The organism is Viscerimonas tarda, from assembly GCF_054601255.1.
In genome coordinates, this window is the sequence record NZ_BAAHWV010000002.1 from 103,508 (window position 1) to 121,259 (window position 17,752).

A 17,752-nucleotide genomic window follows, 5' to 3' on the forward strand; every position below is an offset into this window, starting at 1 on the left:
AAGAATTTTCGTACATAGAATGGTAAAGAAAGCCTTAGTTATCATAGGATTGTGTATCTTAGCAGGATATTTGATTTTTGCGGCGATTTATTTTGAAGAAAAGCCCAAAGAGCAAATATGCAGCCACTTTGAGATTGTTTCGGATGATAGCAACGATTCGAACTTGGTTGATATTGCGGACATCGAAAAATTGGTCGATTCAAAAGGTCTCAATCCTTACGGAAAGCCGATAAAGGAGATCAACACCTACGAAATAGAGCAAGCCATTGTTACAAACAACATGATAAAATCGGTTAAAGTGTTTGTAACCGGCAACAGGGGAATAAGGGTCGTTATAAAAAACAAAAAACCTGTTCTGCGGATTATTCCTGGTTCGGGAACCAGTTATTACATCGACAAGGATGGCGAAAAAGTGCCTCTGTCGAAAAACTATGTAGCCAATTTGCCGCTTGCAACCGGAGCGATAAAAGAGGAGTTTGCAAAAACGGAGCTGCGTGAGTTTGCCCTTTTTCTGCAAAAGGACGAATTCTGGGATAGCCAGATAGAGCAAATTGTGGTATTGCCCAACAACGACCTCAAACTAATTCCGGCAGTAGGCGATCAGGTGATTGTGTTGGGGAAACTCAATAATTATAAAGAGAAGTTAGATAAACTAAAGGTATTTTATAAAAAGGCTTTGCCCGAAACCGGCTGGAACCGGTATTCGGTCATCAACCTGAAATACGATAAACAGGTTATTGGCACAAAACGTTGAATCAGAGATAATAAAAAGAGCTAAATAGATAAGGTTATGGAACAAGAAGAAGGTTTTATTGTAGGTATAAATCTGGGTACCTCAAACATAATAGGGTTATTAGGCCGGAAAAACGAGCATGGGGTTATATCCATTCTGGCTTCCGAGTCTATTCCGGCGGAAACCTGCGTCAAGCATGGCAGCGTTTACAGCATAAACGATGCGGCAGGAAAAGTAAAGAAATTGCTGAGCCTTCTCGAAAACAAAACCGGGAAGAAAATAGGGAGGCTATATGTTTCCTTGGCCGGAAGATCGTTGAAAGCGATTGAAGACATACAAACCAAAAAATTCGGAACCGAAACAGTTATCACCTATTCGCTGCTGAAAGATTTGGAAAATCAATCGCTGGCAAACAAGCTTCCGCTTTTGTCCGTTTACGATGTGGTATCGCCCGAAACATACCTCGACGGTCAACGGGAGGAAGACCCCATTGATAAGAAAGCAACGACTGTCGAAACCCGTTACAGGCTTATCGCGGGACGTCCCGACATAAAAAATAACCTCGCAAAATGCATCACCGAAAAAAACAAGATTGAGATTGTGAGATATGTAACCGGCCCCATTGCAACCGGCGCTGTGTTGCTGGGAAAAGAAGACACCGAAGCCGGATGCGTCCTCGTCGATTTTGGCGGCGGCACAACCACGGTATCGGTATATAAGGATGGCTTGTTGCGCAATTTGGTCGTTATCCCTTTCGGTGGAAAAACAATAACCAAGGACATCCAAGCCTTGGGCTTTGCCGAAGATGTGGCCGAAAGCTACAAAATACGCTATGGCCGGGTAGGTAAAAATAAACTCAAATCAAGCGCCGAAGCTGCCACAGATTCCAGCATCAATCTGCGTGAATTTAACAAAGTTATTCAGGCGCGGCAGGAAGAAATTGTGGAAAACGTTGTCAATCAGATAAAAAAGTCGGAATACAACGGACAACTGGATGGCGGTATATTTATTACCGGAGGCGCCTCGCAAATGACCGGTTTGCCCGAATATTTGGCCGAAAAAACAAAAATGAAGGTGCAAATAGCCAGCATCAAACGCCTTTATATTAATAATGCCACCGACTTGTTGCAAAATCCGTCCTATTCGCAATGCTTGGGCATCATGCTTTTCGCCAAGGAAAATTGCGAAAAAGTGGAAGTGCAACAGCCTAAACAACAACCGCAACATCACTCTGTGAATCCGCAGTCTCAGCCCAATCCAAATCCAAACACGGATTCGGGGAAAAAGGCAACAGCAGGCGAGGAAGTAACAGCAACAGATGATGAAGAAAAAGTAGCGCCGGATGAAAATCCCATAACCCCCCCCAAACCAAAAGGGAATGGAGGTAAAAGGAAGGGGATAAGCATACCCAACCTCTTTAGTGGAATTGGTGGAATATTCAAGGATGAGGAATAAATAATAGAAAAAGAATCAAATACACCTATAATATGAGTGAAGATATATTGGAATTTCAATTTCCACGAAAAACCCCGACTATTATAAAAGTAGTGGGTGTGGGCGGTGGCGGCGGAAATGCCGTAAACCACATGTACGAACAGGGAATACAGGATGTTTCGTTTGCACTGTGCAACACCGATAACCAAGCTCTGGCTAACTCTCCGGTCAAGACAAAACTTCAACTCGGCCCCCAAACAACCGGAGGTTTAGGCGCCGGTAACAAGCCGGAGGTTGCAAAAGCCGCCGCCGAGGAAAGCGCCGAAGACATCAAAGAGCTATTCAACGATGGCACCAAGATGGCTTTTATCACTGCTGGGATGGGAGGCGGAACAGGGACAGGCTCTGCGCCGGTAGTAGCCGGTATTGCCAAGAATATGGGCATTCTCACGGTCGGTATTGTTACCATTCCGTTCATGTTTGAAGGAAAGAAGAAAATCATTCAAGCCTTGAAGGGTGTTGAAGAGATTTCTAAAAATGTGGATGCCTTGCTGGTTATCAACAACGAGCGGTTGATCGACATCTATGCCGACCTGACAATACCCAATGCATTTGCCAAAGCCGATGATACGCTGACCGTAGCCGCCAAAGGCATCGCCGAAATAATTACCGTACACGGACATATCAACCTCGACTTTGCTGATGTGAATACCATCTTGCAAGACGGTGGCGTAGCCATTATGAGTAGCGGATTTGGCGAGGGTGAATACCGTGTTGAAGACGCTTTCCGCAATGCGCTGCATTCGCCGCTACTGAACAATAACGATGTGTTTGCGGCCAAAAAAGTGCTGTTCAACATCTATTCGGGCGATACGCCTCTGATAGTAGAAGAAATGGGAGCTGTTTCCGATTTCATGAAGCGTTTCGGGCCGGAAGTAGAAGTGATTTGGGGAACTGCCACCGAAAACGGATTAACCGGCGACAAAGTGAAAGTAACCTTGCTGGCTACCGGATTCGACATGTCGAACATCGGCATCGAAATTGACCCCGATGATCTTACGGATGACGAACGATGGGAAATAGAAGAACGCAAACGGAAAGAGGAAGAGGAAAAACGCCGCATTGCCGACATGATGGAGAAACATTATGGAAAGGAAAACATGCAAACCATGGGCATCAACCCTTTCTTCACGCCCAAGCCAATTATACTGTCGGCAGAAGATTTGGACGACGACCGTATCATAGAAGCGCTCGAAAATACGCCGGTATTTAAACGCGGCGAAAATTTCGACCCAAAGAATTACAAACCCGAAGTAAACACGGCTTCGACCAGTTTATTTAATTAATATAAGCCTGTTTTTTCTGAGTTTGTCATTGCGGGCTTCGACCCGCAATTGGAGCGAAGCGTAAATCGGCCTTAGCCAATCTCCTAACTGGAATAGTGTTGTTAGGAGATCCCGTGTCGGAGCACGGGATGACAATAGCTTACAAGACAGCTCCCCATTTAAAAACTAAACTAAAACAATATAATTATGAGTCTATTTGATAAAGTAAGTGATGACATTAAAGCAGCAATGCTTGCCAAAGAGAAAGTAAAACTCGAAGCTTTGCGTGGAATAAAAAAAGAGTTTATTGAAGCCAAAACTGCCAAAGATTCGGATGGCGAATTGAGCGACGAAAAAGCCATTGCCATCATCCAGAAAATGGCAAAACAACGCCGCGAAAGTGCCTCAATCTACACCACACAAGGCCGTCCCGACTTGGCCGAAACCGAACTTGCTGAACTTGTGGTGCTGGAAACCTACCTGCCCAAGCAATTATCAGTCGAAGAACTGGAAGCCAAGCTGAAAGAAATCATTGCCCAAGTAGGTGCAACAAGTCCTGCCGATATGGGAAAAGTAATGGGCGCAGCCTCAAAAGCCCTGGCCGGCGTAGCTGCCGGAAAAGCCATATCGGATGCGGTGAAGAAGTTGTTGGCGTAATTTAATTATTTGTTCATCATATCTTCCGTTTGTTTAGGGAACTTCTGAATTAACCATTGAAGAACGTCCAACTGGTCTTTAGCGGGAGCGCGACGTATTTGCGCAATAAGTTTTATTGTATCAGGTCTGTTCAATGTTAGATTTGAAGCGCCTTCGTTGCAGACGGAGCAAATAGCTCGCAAGTTGCTTGCATCATCGGTTCCACCCATTGATTTGTCAATGATATGTCCTATATGCAGTCGTGTCTTTCGTCCATTATCGTAAGGGTGGGGATCGCCTGCGGCCGCACCGCACATTTGACAGGTAAATCCGTTGCGGTCTAAAACAAAAGCACGGGTTTCTTTGGAAATTCCACGTTCAAAAGCAGGACGGGGCTTGAGGTCAGTCAATAAGTATTGTCCGGGTTTCAAATCACTTCTGTCATTGTGAGTTAGAATATTCAGGCCTTCTTCGTTGCGAAGTTCACGAATACGTCTCGCCCATTCGCTTGTTCCTGCAATTTCTCGTAATTCTTCTGATTCGAGTGTTTTACCTACATTCTGGACAAAATAATCCCGCAACTTTGTTCTTGAACCTTTACTTTTTGGCCGTTTATTCACCATGACTTAGCGCTTTATAAATTGATTTTCCAACAACTTTTGCAACGGGTGGCGGAAACGCATTTCCCACTTGTCGGTATGCCGGTGTTTTTTTCCCTACAAATCGCCATTCTTTTGGAAAGCCTTGCACCAATGCGGTCATATTAAGGGTCAAGCGTGGACTTCCGTTAAAATCAGCTGTAGGTGGAGTATCAGCTAATCCCATGCCGTCAATACCTAATTCTGCCCAAACTTTTCTGGCTCTTGTTGGACCTAAATCAGCTCCACCGTGTTTTTTAGAGCCGCCAACAAGTGTAGGCGCTATTTTGTTGGCTTTTTTTCGCCACTCGTGAACATTATTCCACCCCAACTTTGACATTTCTTCAAATAGTAAATCACCTATTGGCTTGGGTTGTTCCGTCTGTTTTTCCGGCCACCTGAAATTATCGGCATATTCGTGTTTGATAGCAACTAAAATAGCCCTTGGCCTTAGTTGAGAAACGCCGTAATCGGAAGCGTTCAGTAGTTTCCAATCCACCTTGTAGCCCAAACTTTCTATTTCGGATATGATTGTTTTCCTATAATCTTCAAATTTTGGGTCAAGCAGGCCACGTACATTCTCGAGCAAAACGGCTTTTGGGTTGCACTCTTTAATCAGCCGAATAGCTTCGGGAAATAAATCGCGGTCGTCCAATTGTCCCAACTGTTTACCCGCTATGGAGAATGGCGGGCAAGGAACACCACCAGCCAAAAGGTCAACTTGCCCCTTGTACCGAGAAGCGCTGAATTTTCGCAAATCACCCTCCACTACGTTCCATTCCGGACGGTTTGCTTTCAGCGTTTGACAAGCAAGCGGTTCAATTTCGACTAACACAACGTGTTCAAAACCAGCCTCCTCAAGTCCTAAGGCCTGTCCGCCTGCTCCTGCGCATATTTCAAGTGATTTGAGCTTTTGCATATTACCTTTTTTTACATTACAAATGTACTCAAATTTTGATTATTCCCACTAATTTTGTCTGTAAATGCCATACTCAATTTATTCAGTAATAATAGACTAAAAAGTTAATTCTAAATTGTTGTTAACGCACAAATAGAATGTTATTTATCTTGGATATATTTGTACTCGCTAAAAAAGAGCTAATAATGAAAAAAGGAATATTCATATTTACAATGTTTGTGTGCATGAGTTTATCGGCTCAGCAAATTGAGTTGAAAGATATTACAGCACAGAAATATGCCGGAAAAGGTGTCGATGAAACGATTTCGTCTGCGGATGGCGAGTATTATTTTCAGGCGAATAAGGACAAGTCGATGATCATAAAATATGCGTATAAAACGGCATCGCCCGTCGATACGGTGTTTAACGTCAAGCGCGCCCGCGAGTGCGATTTCAATGCTTTCGAGGGTTTTCTGATAAGTCCCGACGAAAAGCGGCTGCTTGTTTACCGCGATTCGGAACAACTATACAGGCATTCATTCAAGGCCAAGTATTACTATTACGACATCCGCCGCAATCTGGTGCGTAAATTAACTGAGAACTCCGATAAACAGCAGATTCCTGTTTTCTCGAAGGACGGCAGAATGTTGGCGTATGTTGCCAATAATAACATCTGGCTGGCAAAGTTCGATTACGATACCGAATCGCAAATTACAAGGGACGGACAGGCAGGGAGCATTATAAACGGCTCAACCGACTGGGTTTACGAAGAAGAATTTGGAATCACCGGTCTGATTGATTTTTCCGATGATAGCAAACTACTGGCTTTCGTCCGCTTCGATGAAACCGCCGTTCCCGAATTTTCGTTCCAGTATTATGGCAACGAGCTGTATCCCAAGTTCAAATCCTTCAAATATCCCAAAGCCGGACTGCCCAACTCAAAAGTTACGTGTCAGGTGTTCGACATCGAATCGAAGACCACCCGCGCGATGAATGTCCCGATGGAGCGGGCCGAATACATTCCACGCATACAGTTTGTAAACGATTCGCAGCTGGCCGTTATGACCTTGAACCGCGAGCAGAACGATTTTAATATGTATTACCTGAATCCGCGTTCGTCGGTCAGCCGCCTCATTCTTCACGAAGAAAGCGACCGCTATATTGATGTAAATTTAATTGCTTCGGTTAATTTTCTGGCCGACCAGTTTGTCTATCTCAGCGAAAAAGACGGCTACTCGCACATCTACAGTTATTCCCATTCGGGTGTTCAGCAAAAGCAACTGACATCGGGCAATTACGATGTTACCCAAATACTGGCTGTAAACCCCGACAGCAAAACGGTTTTTTACGAGTCGGCAGAAGAAAGCCCGCTACGCCGGTCGGTTTATAAAACAGACTTGGTAAAAGGAACGAAGACCAAAATTTCGGCCAAGCAAGGCTATAATTCGGCTACATTTGGCAACAAGGGAAAATATTTTGTCAATATATGGTCGGATGCAAAAACACCGGCGATAGTTACATTGAACGATGCCAACGGCAAAGAATTGAAAGTGTTGGAAGATAATCAAGCGCTGAAAGCCACACTCAACGCGCTTAATCTTCCGCAAAAAGAATTTATCACCCTTAACGCGAAAGATGGAACTGCCCTGAATGCATGGCTACTAAAACCGGCGAATTTTAATGCCTCAACCCAATACCCGCTCGTCATGGTGCAGTATAATGGCCCCGGTTCGCAGGAAGTGCTGGATAAATTTTCGGTCGATTGGACAGCCTGTTTGGTTACCCAGGGCTTTGTTGTTGCCTGTGTGGACGGTCGGGGAACCGGCGCCAGAGGTCAGGATTTCAAGAAATGCACCTATCTGAATCTCGGCCTGAAAGAATCGGACGACCAGATAGAAGCCGCCACCTACTTCGGCACATTGCCCTACATTGATAAAAACCGGATGGCCATCTGGGGCTGGAGCTACGGAGGCTATAACGTGCTGATGAGCATGAGCCGCGGCAATGTATTCAGAGCCGGTGTGGCCATTGCTCCCGTTACCGATTGGCGTTTTTACGATTCGGCATATACCGAGCGGTTTATGCGCACTCCGCAACAGAACGATGCCGGATATACTGCCGGTTCGCCCGTCGCTTTGGCCAATAAGCTATCGGGCAGCTTGTTACTCATTCATGGTTCGGCTGACGACAATGTTCATTTTCAGAACACAATAGAATATGCCAATGCTTTAATTGAGGCCGACAAGCAATTCGATATGTTTGTTTTTCCCGATAAAAATCATGCTATTTCAGGCACGCAGAACCGGACTTTCCTGTACCGGAAAGTGATTGATTTTTTTAAGAAGAATTTGTAAGCAGTAGAACCCTTTTTTAATAATATCCTAATGAAAAAAATAGCTTTATTATTCGGCGTAATTTCTCTTTTTGTGTGGCCTTTGGCGCTGCACGGACAAGATAAATCGCCCTTGCGCATAGGGGTGGCCGGAGCCTCTCACAGCCATCTGAACGAAATATATACCCGCATCGGAAGAGGCGATTTCGAGGTTGTTGGCGTTGCCGAAAGAGATGCGCAAATACGGGAAAACAATCCCTTGCGGAAGAAACTGGATGCTTCGCTTTTTTACGAGAATCTGGAAGAAATGCTCGACAAAACCAAGCCCGAAGTGGTGGTGGTTTATGAATCAATCTTCGACCATTTGAGGGTAGTGGAAGCATGTGCGCCCCGAAAAATACACGTGATGGTCGAAAAACCCCTGGCGGTGAATATGAAACATGCCAAGCGCATGGCCAAACTGGCCAGAGAAAACAACATCCTGTTGCTAACGAACTACGAAACAACCTGGTACAATACCAACAGCGAAGCATACCGCCTGGTAAATGCCGACTCCATCGGGAGCATCACCCGAATAAATGTATATGATGGGCATCAGGGGCCTTTTGAAATAAAATGCAGCAAAGAATTTACCGACTGGCTGACCGACCCTGTACTGAATGGCGGCGGAGCCGTAGTCGATTTCGGTTGCTACGGAGCCAATTTGGCGACCTGGCTGCTGAAAGGCCAAAAGCCGGTGAGCGTTTATGCCGTCCTCAAACAGCAAAAGCCGGCTATTTATCCCAAGGTAGATGACGACGCGACAATCATCGTGGAATATCCGGCGGCAACGGTGCAGATTATGGCATCGTGGAACTGGCCGATGAACCGGAAAGACATGCACATCTACGGCAGCAAAGGCTACATATATCAGGATACCTCCACCGAAATGCGCGTTTATACCAACCGGAAGGAAGTAAAGGAAACAGCCCCCGCCCTCAAAGCGCCCTACAACGACCCGTATTCTTACCTGAAAGCGGCTGTGCGCAAGGAAATAGAACTGAAGCCAACCGATCTTTCTTCTCTGGAGAATAATTTGGTAGTGGTTGAGATTCTGGAATCGGCCATAAAAAGCGCCAAAACAGGAAAGCCTGTTCGATTGAAAGCAAATTGACAATTCCCTGCACTCGCAACATGGAAAATAGCAGAAAGCCCGACTGGTTGAAAATAAAATTGGGAGGCAATGAAAGATTTACGCGGACAAAAAAAATCGTAGAAACGCATTGCCTCCATACAATCTGTTCCAGCGGACGCTGCCCCAACATGGGCGAATGCTGGGAAAGAGGCACGGCGACATTTCTCATTGCGGGCGATATTTGTACCCGTTCGTGCAAATTCTGCAACACCCAAACAGGCAAACCGCTGCCCTTGAACCCTGAAGAACCCGTCAATGTAGCCCGGTCGATACAGCTGATGGAACTTAAACATGCCGTGATAACCTCTGTCGATAGGGACGACCTGCCCGATTTGGGCGCCTCTCATTGGGTAAAAACAATTGACAAGATAAAGGAAATCAACCCCGGTATCAGCTTGGAAGTCCTGATCCCCGATTTTCAGGGAAGGCCGGATTTAATCAACCGCATTTGTCAGGCCGCTCCCGACATAATTTCCCACAATGTGGAAACTGTTCGCCGCCTGACCCCACAGGTACGGAGCGCAGCAAAATACGAGCTGAGCCTCTCGGTGTTGTCGTCCATCGCCCAAAATGGTTGTGAAGCCAAATCGGGAATCATGCTTGGCTTGGGCGAAACATACGCCGAAGTTACGGAGCTGATGGATGATTTACTGGCTGCCGGATGCTTCATCCTCACCCTGGGGCAATACTTGCAACCATCAAAGAATCACCTGCCTGTAAGCGAATACATCACTCCTGAAGCCTTCGCCGAACTAAAAAAGCTCGCGCTGGGAAAAGGATTTAAGCATGTCGAAAGCGGCCCGCTGGTCAGGTCGTCTTATCATGCCGGGGATTTATTTTCTTGATAGCGCCTCTTAGAAAAATTTATTTTGAAATACACGCAATATTTTCTTCACAGAATTGCAATCTCTACATTACATTTTTATATCTTTGTGCAAAAATAATAATCTAATCATATTGGGAGAGATTAGGGGCTGTCTAAAAAGTCAATAACAGCACACGGATTACACGGAAAATACGGAATAATATTTTGTATAATTCTGATAATTAATAATATATTAAAAATGAATCCGTGTTTATCAGTTTGTTCTGTGTAATCCGTGCGCTAATTCGACTAGTGAGACATCTCTATCTATCTTTCCGATAAATTTTTAACATTGTCATGGATTTATTGCAACAAATCATTGCCAGAGCGAAAGCCGACAAACAACGTATCGTATTGCCGGAAGGAACCGAAGAAAGAACCATTAAAGCTGCCGATCAGCTTATTGCAGAAGGAATTGCAGACATCACGCTACTGGGAGATCCTTCCGAAATAAACAGTTTGGCCAGCCGGTTCGGGTTAACAAACATCAGCAAGGCAAGGGTCATCAACCCGAAGGATCACGCACGGAAACAGGAGTATATCAACTTGCTTTTTGAATTAAGAAAGGCGAAAGGCATGACCATTGAACAAGCGGCAAGCCTGGTCGAAAACCCTTTGTATTGCGCTTGCCTGATGATAAAGAATGGCGATGCCGACGGCGAAGTTGCCGGCGCCCAAAATACCACCGGTAATGTATTGCGCCCCGCCTTGCAAATCATAAAAACAGCAGCGGGAATCAGTGTAGTATCGGGCGCTTTCCTGATGTTTACAAAAGCAAAACAATATGGTAAGGATGGCCTTTTGGTTTTTGCCGATTGTGCCGTAACACCCAATCCAACAGCCCCTCAATTGGCCGAAATAGCCATTTCGACTGCCCGCACGGCACAGGCGCTGGTTGGCGAAGAACCCCGCGTAGCCATGTTGAGCTTCTCGACAAAAGGCAGCGCCAAAGACCCCTTGGCCGACAAAGTAATTGAAGCCACCAAACTGGCAAAAGAAATAGATCCGGCCATCGCTATCGACGGCGAATTGCAGGCCGATGCGGCTCTTGTTCCTTCGGTTGCGGAAAGCAAAGCGCCCGGAAGCGCCATTGCAGGCAAAGCCAATGTGCTGGTATTCCCCACATTGGAAGTCGGAAATATTGCCTACAAGCTCGTTCAGCGGTTGGGCGACGCCGAAGCTATCGGACCAATCCTTCAAGGGATGGCTGCTCCGGTGAACGACCTTTCGCGCGGATGTTCGGTGGATGATGTGTATAAGATGGTAGCTATAACAGCAAACCAGGTAATTGCAGCAAAAAAATAAACATACCACCCCCTCCAACCTCCCCAGTAGGGGGAGGTTGGAGGGGGTGGATAACTCGTAACTATAATAATATGGCTGAATTTAAAGAACCAATCGAAAATTACGGATTGAGTAAAAAAGACAAAAAGAGATCCTTATTCTCTAAAATCGGCGTTGTGGGTTGTGGCCGCGATGGACGGTATGTCGTGAATCTGATCGCCCTTTCGGGGATGGAAGTTGTCTTTATTGAATTGTCCGAAGAGAAAATACAGGAAGCGCTCAAAGCTATTGAGCAAAATCTGGATACCAAAATCGAAAACTGGGGGCTGACACAGGCCAAAAAGCGTACTACAATGGGTCGCATCTCCGGCTCGTTGGATTACAACGACCTGAAGGACTGCGATTTTGTTATTGAATGTATCCGCTACGAGGCCAATGGCGAACGCAGTACCCAGTTGCGTAAAGAGGTATTCAAAAAGTTGGAGGAAGTTTTGTCGCCCGACGCCATCATTGGCACCAATGCCACAACGGTCATCATCAGCGAACTGGCCGCCGGCCTGGTACACAAGGAAAGATGTGTCAGCCTGCACTTCCCGATAGCGCACACCGATGCCCGCCTTCTTGAGGTGGTCAGCGGCAGCTTTACCTCGAAAGAAGTAATCGAAAAAATCAACCGTTTTGCCAAGCTAATCAAATATACGCCTATCGAGGTAAAGGAAAGCAGCGGTTTGGTTGGCCTCCGCCTGATGGTTATCATGCTGAACGAAGCTTGCCAGATATTGATGGAAGGCCTCACCAGCATGGAAAACATTGATGAGGAATTTAAGGTGATCTACGGGCAGCGTTACGGTATCTTCCGTCTGGCAGATATTATTGGTATCGAAAAACTGGTAATGCTTATGGAAGACATGTTCCACGAATATGGCGACAAGCGATACAAAGCCTCTCCTATTTTGTGGCGGCTCTATTATTCCAAGCAACTGGGAAAGGCTACTAAAAGAGGGTTCTATACCTACGACGAAGCAGAAAAAGTGATTGCCCCTAACAATTTAATTTGACAAGATGAAAATATTAGTATTGAACTGTGGAAGTTCTTCGATAAAATACCAGCTTTTTGACATGGATACCAAAGCGATATTGGCTAAGGGACTGGTCGAAAAAATAGGATTAAAAGGTTCGGTTCTGAGAGTCTCTTTACCAAACGGAGATAAACTAGCCCTCGAGGGTGAAATTCTTGAACACAAAGCAGGAATAGAGTACATTCTGGGCGTACTGACAAGCGAAAAATACGGCTGTATAAAATCCCTGAGCGAAATAGATGCCGTGGGACACAGGGTGGTGCATGGCGGCGAAAAATTCAGCAAAAGCGAATTGATTACAGACGATGTACTGATAAAAGTAGTGGAATGCATCGACCTGGCGCCGCTGCATAATCCACCCAATTTGGCCGGTATAGATGCCGTAAAAGAACTGATGGGCGACATACCACAGGTAGCGGTGTTCGATACGGCTTTCCACCAAACAATGCCGGCGGAAGCCTACATGTATGGCTTGCCTTATTCGTTGTACGAAAAATACGCCATTCGCCGTTACGGTTTCCACGGAACAAGCCACCGCTATGTATCGCGCAGGGCCTGCGATTTTTTAGGCGTTCCGTACGAAAGTCAGAAAATTATATCTGTTCATATTGGTGGCGGCGGTTCGCTGGCTGCCATAAAAAACGGAGAATCGATTGACACCAGTATGGGTATGACCCCTGTTGAGGGTTTGCTGATGGGTACCCGTTCGGGCGATGTGGATGCGGGTGTTTTGGCCTATATTATGGAGAAAGAAAATGTAGGGCCACAAACCTTATCGACTATCGTGAACGAATTCAGCGGATTGAGCGGTATTTCGGGTATTTCTTCCGATATGCGCGACATCAAAGCGGCTATGGACGAAGGAAATGCCCGGGCAAAACTCGCTTTCGATATGTTTTGCTACCGGGTAAAAAAATACATTGGTTCTTATGCAGCCGCTCTGGGTGGAATAGATATAGTAATATTCACCGCCGGAGTTGGCGAAAACCATTCGATAACCAGAGAGGTAGTATGTAAAAACCTCGAGTTTCTGGGAATAGAACTGGATAAGAAAATGAATGCTGCCACTCATGGCGAAGAAGCCCTTATCAGTGCTCCTGATTCAAAAGTAAAAGTGGTTATTATACCAACCGACGAAGAATTTATGATTGCATCCGATACAGCGGAAATTGTGATGAAAGCATAGGTTGTTGTAGGGGCGGGTTTTAAACCCGCCCTTACGGATTCAAGGTTGTAGGGGCGCGATTAATCGCGCCCTTTCTTTTGCAGGAATGCCCCACAAAGACAGTTGGGGTACAATTCATCGGTTGCATCCGTAGGGGCGTATGGCATACGCCCAACACACGACAATCAAAATACATATAATAATGAAACATTTGCGCGTTTCGACAGTACGTGCATCGGGCGTATGCCATACGCCCCTACAATGCGTTGTGCCATGCACAGGGGATTGCGGGTCGGAGCCCGCATTGACAGGGAAAAAATGGTCGCGGCACGCAACCTTGAACCTTGAAACTTTAAACGAAAGAAAAAGCAATAATATGCAAAAACAATACGTTATTACTATTGTACTCCGGTTTGGATAAAAAGGACAAGGTGAATAAACGAAATTCGTCATACAAGCAAATTGTTAAATCGACGGGTGTTTTTGGTGGTGTGCAGATAATAAACACCATCATTGGCATCGCCCGCAATAAATTGGGCGCCATACTGCTTGGCCCCGATGGGATTGGACTGATTGGCATCTACCAAAATGTAATCGACCTGATACGCCTTGTCAGTAATCTGGGAATCAATACGGGAGGCGTCAGGGACATTGCTTCCTGTGTGGATGACGAAAAGCGGCAAGCCTATTCCATTTCTGTTTTCCGCTGGTGGGCTATGCTTACCTCCTGTTTGGGCAGCCTTATTGCGTTGGTGTTCTGCTATCCGCTAAGTTTGTTCGGTTTTGGCGACGGGAGCTATGCCTTGCCTGTTGCCTTGTTATCTGTCGCGGTGTTTTTTATATCGCTGTCGTTTGGTCAATCGACCGTTTTGCAAGGATTGAGGATGATAGGGGAAATGGCAAAAGCCAGTTTGTGGGGCAATGCTGCCGGATTGGTCATTTCCATTGCGGCCTACTTCTTTTTCGGGCTTAAGGGCATTGTTCCGGCCTTTATGCTGTCGGGCATCGCTCTTTTTTTCTTCACGAATAGTTATGTCCGGAAAATACGGCTGTCTCCAGTTTCATTGAGCCATTCGGTGGCTTTGCGACAAGGCATTTCAAATCTCAAGTTGGGCTTGTATATTGCTTCGGTGGGTATTATCAGCACGGTGAGTATGCTTTTTGTCCGTTCGTTTTTAGCGCACCGGCTCAATTTTGATGCGGTTGGCGTTTTTAATGCGGCATGGACTATCTCCTTTGTTTATCCGGCATTGATACTGCAATCGATGGGTTCCGATTTTTTCCCGCGCCTTTGTTCGGTTGCCAATTCCAATTCGGAGGTTCGGAAACTGGTGAATGAGCAGACTTATGTTGCGTTAATCGTCATTATCCCCATTGTGATTGTCATGATGCTATTCTCGCAGTATGTTCTTCAATTCTTCTACACTTCCGAATTTGCCGTGGCCGGCTCTTTATTGCAGTGGCAAATCGCCGGAGGATTCTTCAAGGTGCTTTCCTGGCCTTTGGCTTTTGTTATGTTGGCAAAAGGGAAGGGGAAGTATCACCTGTTGGCGGAAATAGTGTTTTATGTCGCTTATCTGGGTGGCGGTTATGTGCTATTTCCACACTACGGCTTCGTTGGGTTTGGCATCGGCTATCTGTTGGCCTATATCGTTTATTTGGCAGTGGTGGCGCTTATCGGTGTCAGGTTATGCGCTTTCGGGTGGAGCAAACAAAATCTGCTGATGTCGGCTTTAGGCCTATTACTTATTTTGGCCGCCCTTGCCATACAATTATACATTTCCGATTATCAGTTAATTATAAGCGCCCTGTTTAGTCTGTCCGTTATTGTATATGTCGCCATTATGCTAAATAGAGTGGTTGATATTCGCGAACTGATTGTTAAAATAAGAAAGAAAATCCTAGGCTGAAATTAAATGCGTATATTTGCGTCAACAGAATAATCTCAGTAGTATGGATACAAAGAAAAACAAGCGGATAAACATCCCGATGCCACTGTTATTTATTGCGGCGGCGTTGCTTATAATCTTTTTCTGCCCCAGAGAGGGGAAGTTTAAGTATTCTTATGTAGAAGGAAAACCCTGGCGGTATGGATTGTTGACGGCCTCTTTCGATTTCCCGATTTATAAGGGAGAACTGGAAATAGAGCGGGAACGCGACAGTTTATTGTCCAAGTATCAACCTTATTTTACTATCAATAAGGAGATTTCGGAGAATGCCATTTCCGAATTTGATGAAAGCGCCGTAGAGAATGACATTCCCGAAGAATATGTGCTGTATATAAAGGCGAAAATGGCCGAATTGTATGAATCGGGCATAATTTCGACTGAGGATTATGACAAAATAGAAAACACCCGCTCGAAGCAATTGAAGCTGATTTATGCCTCCTCCAATACGGCGGTGGCCAGGGATGTATCTTCTTTCTACACGCCAAAATCGGCTTACGAAAAGTTTATTAAAGACAAACCGGATATACTGGACATCCATGTTGTAACCTCCCTGTCATTAAATAATTGCCTGTTCAGCAATATTTTGTACGACAAAGAAACATCTACCAAGGCAAAAGACGAATTATTGTCGCAAATATCCCCGGCACAAGGAATGGTGCAGTCGGGCGAAAAAATAATCGACAGGGGCGAACTGGTTACGCCAAGGACATTTATGATTCTCAACTCGTTGAAAAAAGTATCGGACGAAACTGTTGGAAGCAAATCCACGCAGAGTTGGTTGTTGCTCGGGGAATCGTTACTGGTTCTGGTATTCATTTTTTCGTTCATGACCTATTTACGGTTTTTCAGGCTGAAAGAATACAGTAACCGGAAGAATGTGCTGTTCATGCTGCTAATGATAACGGGCTTTAGCGCCCTGACCGGGATTGCGGTCGATAATAACTTGTTCAACGTGTATATCATCCCTTATGTCATTCCGACTATTATGGTCAGAACCTTTATCGACTCGCGCACGGCAATGACTACCCACCTGATAACGGCGCTTATATGCTCGTTTATGGTGCCTTTTCCCGCCGAATTTCTGACCCTGCAAATAACGGCAGGGTTTATCTGCATATTCAGCTTGAGGGACTTGACCGAACGTTCGCAGCTGATAAGGAGTTCGTTCTTTATTCTGGTTACCTACATGCTTGTTTATGCCGGCTATTCGTTGACGCATGATGCCGGTTTTGCGCAAGATAAAGAGCTTGACACCACCCGTGCACATTGGATGATGTTGCTTTATTTCGGCATCAATTTCATTTTTGTGATGTTTACCTATTTGCTGGTGTATATGTGCGAAAAAGTATTTGGCTTTATTTCGGGCGTGAGCATGATTGAGCTGTCCAATACCAATAAGCCTTTGTTGCAAAAATTTTCGGAAGTTGCGCCCGGTACCTTTCAGCATTCTATTCAGGTTTCAAATTTAGCCTCGGCTGTGGCGTTAAAATTGGGCGCTAATGCTGCGTTGGCGCGTACGGGAGCCATCTATCACGATATTGGGAAAATGACCAATCCGGCATTCTTTACCGAGAATCAGGCCCCGGGAATGAATCCCCATGCCGGATTATCCTATAAAGAGAGCGCACGGATAATCATCAGCCACGTGGAAGAAGGGGTGAAGATAGCCCGTAAATACAATCTGCCACAACAAATCATCGCCTTTATTGTTACGCATCACGGGACAGGTAAAACGCGATTCTTTTACAATTCGTACAAGAATGAACATCCCGATGAAGAGATTGACGAGTCGATCTTCCTTTATCCGGGGCCTAATCCCTTTAGTAAGGAAACAGCCATTGTGATGATGGCGGATGCCATTGAGGCCGCCTCTCATAGCTTGACCGAATTTACCGAGGAGTCGATTTCGGAACTGGTTGAGCGAATGATTGATGCACAGATGAGTGAAAAGCTGTTGCGAAATGCGCCCATCACATTCAAAGATATTGAAACGGCAAAAACTGTTTTCAAAGAAAAACTAATCACCATTTATCATACCCGGATAACCTATCCCGAGTTGAAGAAAGAGGCGTAAGGTACAAATTTGTCATTGCGGGTCGGAGCCCGCAATGACAATCTAAGAAAAAGACTTTTGACACAGCCCCTACACTAGGTTTTGTAGGGTCGTGGCGTGCCACGTCTGTTTGTATCGAATATGTTGCTATGAAGACGTGGCACGCCACGTCTCTACTGGGGTTTTG

At 45.5% G+C, this 17,752-nt stretch carries 14 protein-coding genes; 12 read left to right on the forward strand and 2 right to left on the reverse strand.

From position 1 onward, the window contains the following. The first annotated feature begins 19 nt into the window (after positions 1 to 19). The 4 genes from ACYPWY_RS01260 (at position 20) to ACYPWY_RS01275 (ending at position 4,149) form a co-directional block, all read left to right on the forward strand. Entirely contained in the window at positions 20 to 754 is a 735-nt protein-coding gene (locus ACYPWY_RS01260) for a cell division protein FtsQ/DivIB (RefSeq protein WP_459683513.1), read from the forward strand. 36 nt (positions 755 to 790) lie between these two features. After that, complete coding sequence (ftsA, locus tag ACYPWY_RS01265; protein ID WP_459683514.1) at positions 791 to 2,188, forward strand: cell division protein FtsA; 1,398 nt, start codon at positions 791 to 793, stop codon at positions 2,186 to 2,188. A 32-nt stretch (positions 2,189 to 2,220) separates the two neighbouring features. Then, positions 2,221 to 3,513 carry a cell division protein FtsZ gene (gene ftsZ / locus ACYPWY_RS01270; RefSeq protein ID WP_459683515.1) on the forward strand — a complete coding sequence of 431 codons (1,293 nt, stop codon included), beginning with the start codon at positions 2,221 to 2,223 and terminating at the stop codon, positions 3,511 to 3,513. Positions 3,514 to 3,699: 186 nt separating this feature from the next. Continuing rightward, positions 3,700 to 4,149 (forward strand): GatB/YqeY domain-containing protein, encoded by a 450-nt coding sequence (locus ACYPWY_RS01275; RefSeq protein ID WP_459683516.1) that lies wholly within the window; start codon positions 3,700 to 3,702, stop codon positions 4,147 to 4,149. A gap of 5 nt (positions 4,150 to 4,154) precedes the next feature. Here ACYPWY_RS01275 and ACYPWY_RS01280 read toward each other — a convergent pair whose 3' ends face one another. Both ACYPWY_RS01280 and ACYPWY_RS01285 read right to left on the reverse strand, forming a co-directional pair. Then, positions 4,155 to 4,751, reverse strand: a complete 597-nt coding sequence (locus ACYPWY_RS01280; RefSeq protein ID WP_459683517.1) for an HNH endonuclease — start codon at positions 4,749 to 4,751, stop codon at positions 4,155 to 4,157. Next, positions 4,741 to 5,685, reverse strand: coding sequence for a DNA cytosine methyltransferase (locus ACYPWY_RS01285; RefSeq protein ID WP_459683519.1), 945 nt, complete (start codon positions 5,683 to 5,685; stop codon positions 4,741 to 4,743). The genes ACYPWY_RS01280 and ACYPWY_RS01285 overlap by 11 nt, the downstream gene beginning before the upstream one ends. 185 nt (positions 5,686 to 5,870) lie before the next feature. On the opposite strand from ACYPWY_RS01285, the gene ACYPWY_RS01290 reads away from it, so the two are divergent. The 8 genes from ACYPWY_RS01290 (at position 5,871) to ACYPWY_RS01325 (ending at position 17,586) form a co-directional block, all read left to right on the forward strand. Beyond that, complete coding sequence (locus ACYPWY_RS01290; protein WP_459683521.1) at positions 5,871 to 8,018, forward strand: S9 family peptidase; 2,148 nt, start codon at positions 5,871 to 5,873, stop codon at positions 8,016 to 8,018. Positions 8,019 to 8,048: 30 nt separating this feature from the next. After that, positions 8,049 to 9,149, forward strand: a complete 1,101-nt coding sequence (locus ACYPWY_RS01295) for a Gfo/Idh/MocA family protein (protein ID WP_459683522.1) — start codon at positions 8,049 to 8,051, stop codon at positions 9,147 to 9,149. 20 nt (positions 9,150 to 9,169) lie between these two features. After that, positions 9,170 to 10,015 carry a lipoyl synthase gene (gene lipA / locus ACYPWY_RS01300; RefSeq protein WP_459683523.1) on the forward strand — a complete coding sequence of 282 codons (846 nt, stop codon included), beginning with the start codon at positions 9,170 to 9,172 and terminating at the stop codon, positions 10,013 to 10,015. 317 nt (positions 10,016 to 10,332) lie between these two features. Continuing rightward, on the forward strand, positions 10,333 to 11,340 hold the full coding sequence (pta, locus tag ACYPWY_RS01305; RefSeq protein WP_459683524.1) for a phosphate acetyltransferase: 1,008 nt from the start codon (positions 10,333 to 10,335) through the stop codon (positions 11,338 to 11,340). 71 nt (positions 11,341 to 11,411) lie between these two features. After that, positions 11,412 to 12,377: a 3-hydroxyacyl-CoA dehydrogenase family protein gene (locus tag ACYPWY_RS01310; RefSeq protein WP_459683525.1), complete on the forward strand. Its 966-nt coding sequence runs from the start codon at positions 11,412 to 11,414 to the stop codon at positions 12,375 to 12,377. Positions 12,378 to 12,381: 4 nt separating this feature from the next. Next, positions 12,382 to 13,584, forward strand: a complete 1,203-nt coding sequence (locus ACYPWY_RS01315; RefSeq protein WP_459683526.1) for an acetate kinase — start codon at positions 12,382 to 12,384, stop codon at positions 13,582 to 13,584. 410 nt (positions 13,585 to 13,994) lie between these two features. After that, a complete protein-coding gene (locus ACYPWY_RS01320; RefSeq protein ID WP_459683527.1) occupies positions 13,995 to 15,473 on the forward strand; it encodes an O-antigen translocase in 1,479 nt (492 codons plus the stop codon). A 43-nt stretch (positions 15,474 to 15,516) separates the two neighbouring features. Continuing rightward, positions 15,517 to 17,586: an HD family phosphohydrolase gene (locus ACYPWY_RS01325; protein WP_459683529.1), complete on the forward strand. Its 2,070-nt coding sequence runs from the start codon at positions 15,517 to 15,519 to the stop codon at positions 17,584 to 17,586. The last annotated feature ends 166 nt before the right edge of the window (positions 17,587 to 17,752 follow it).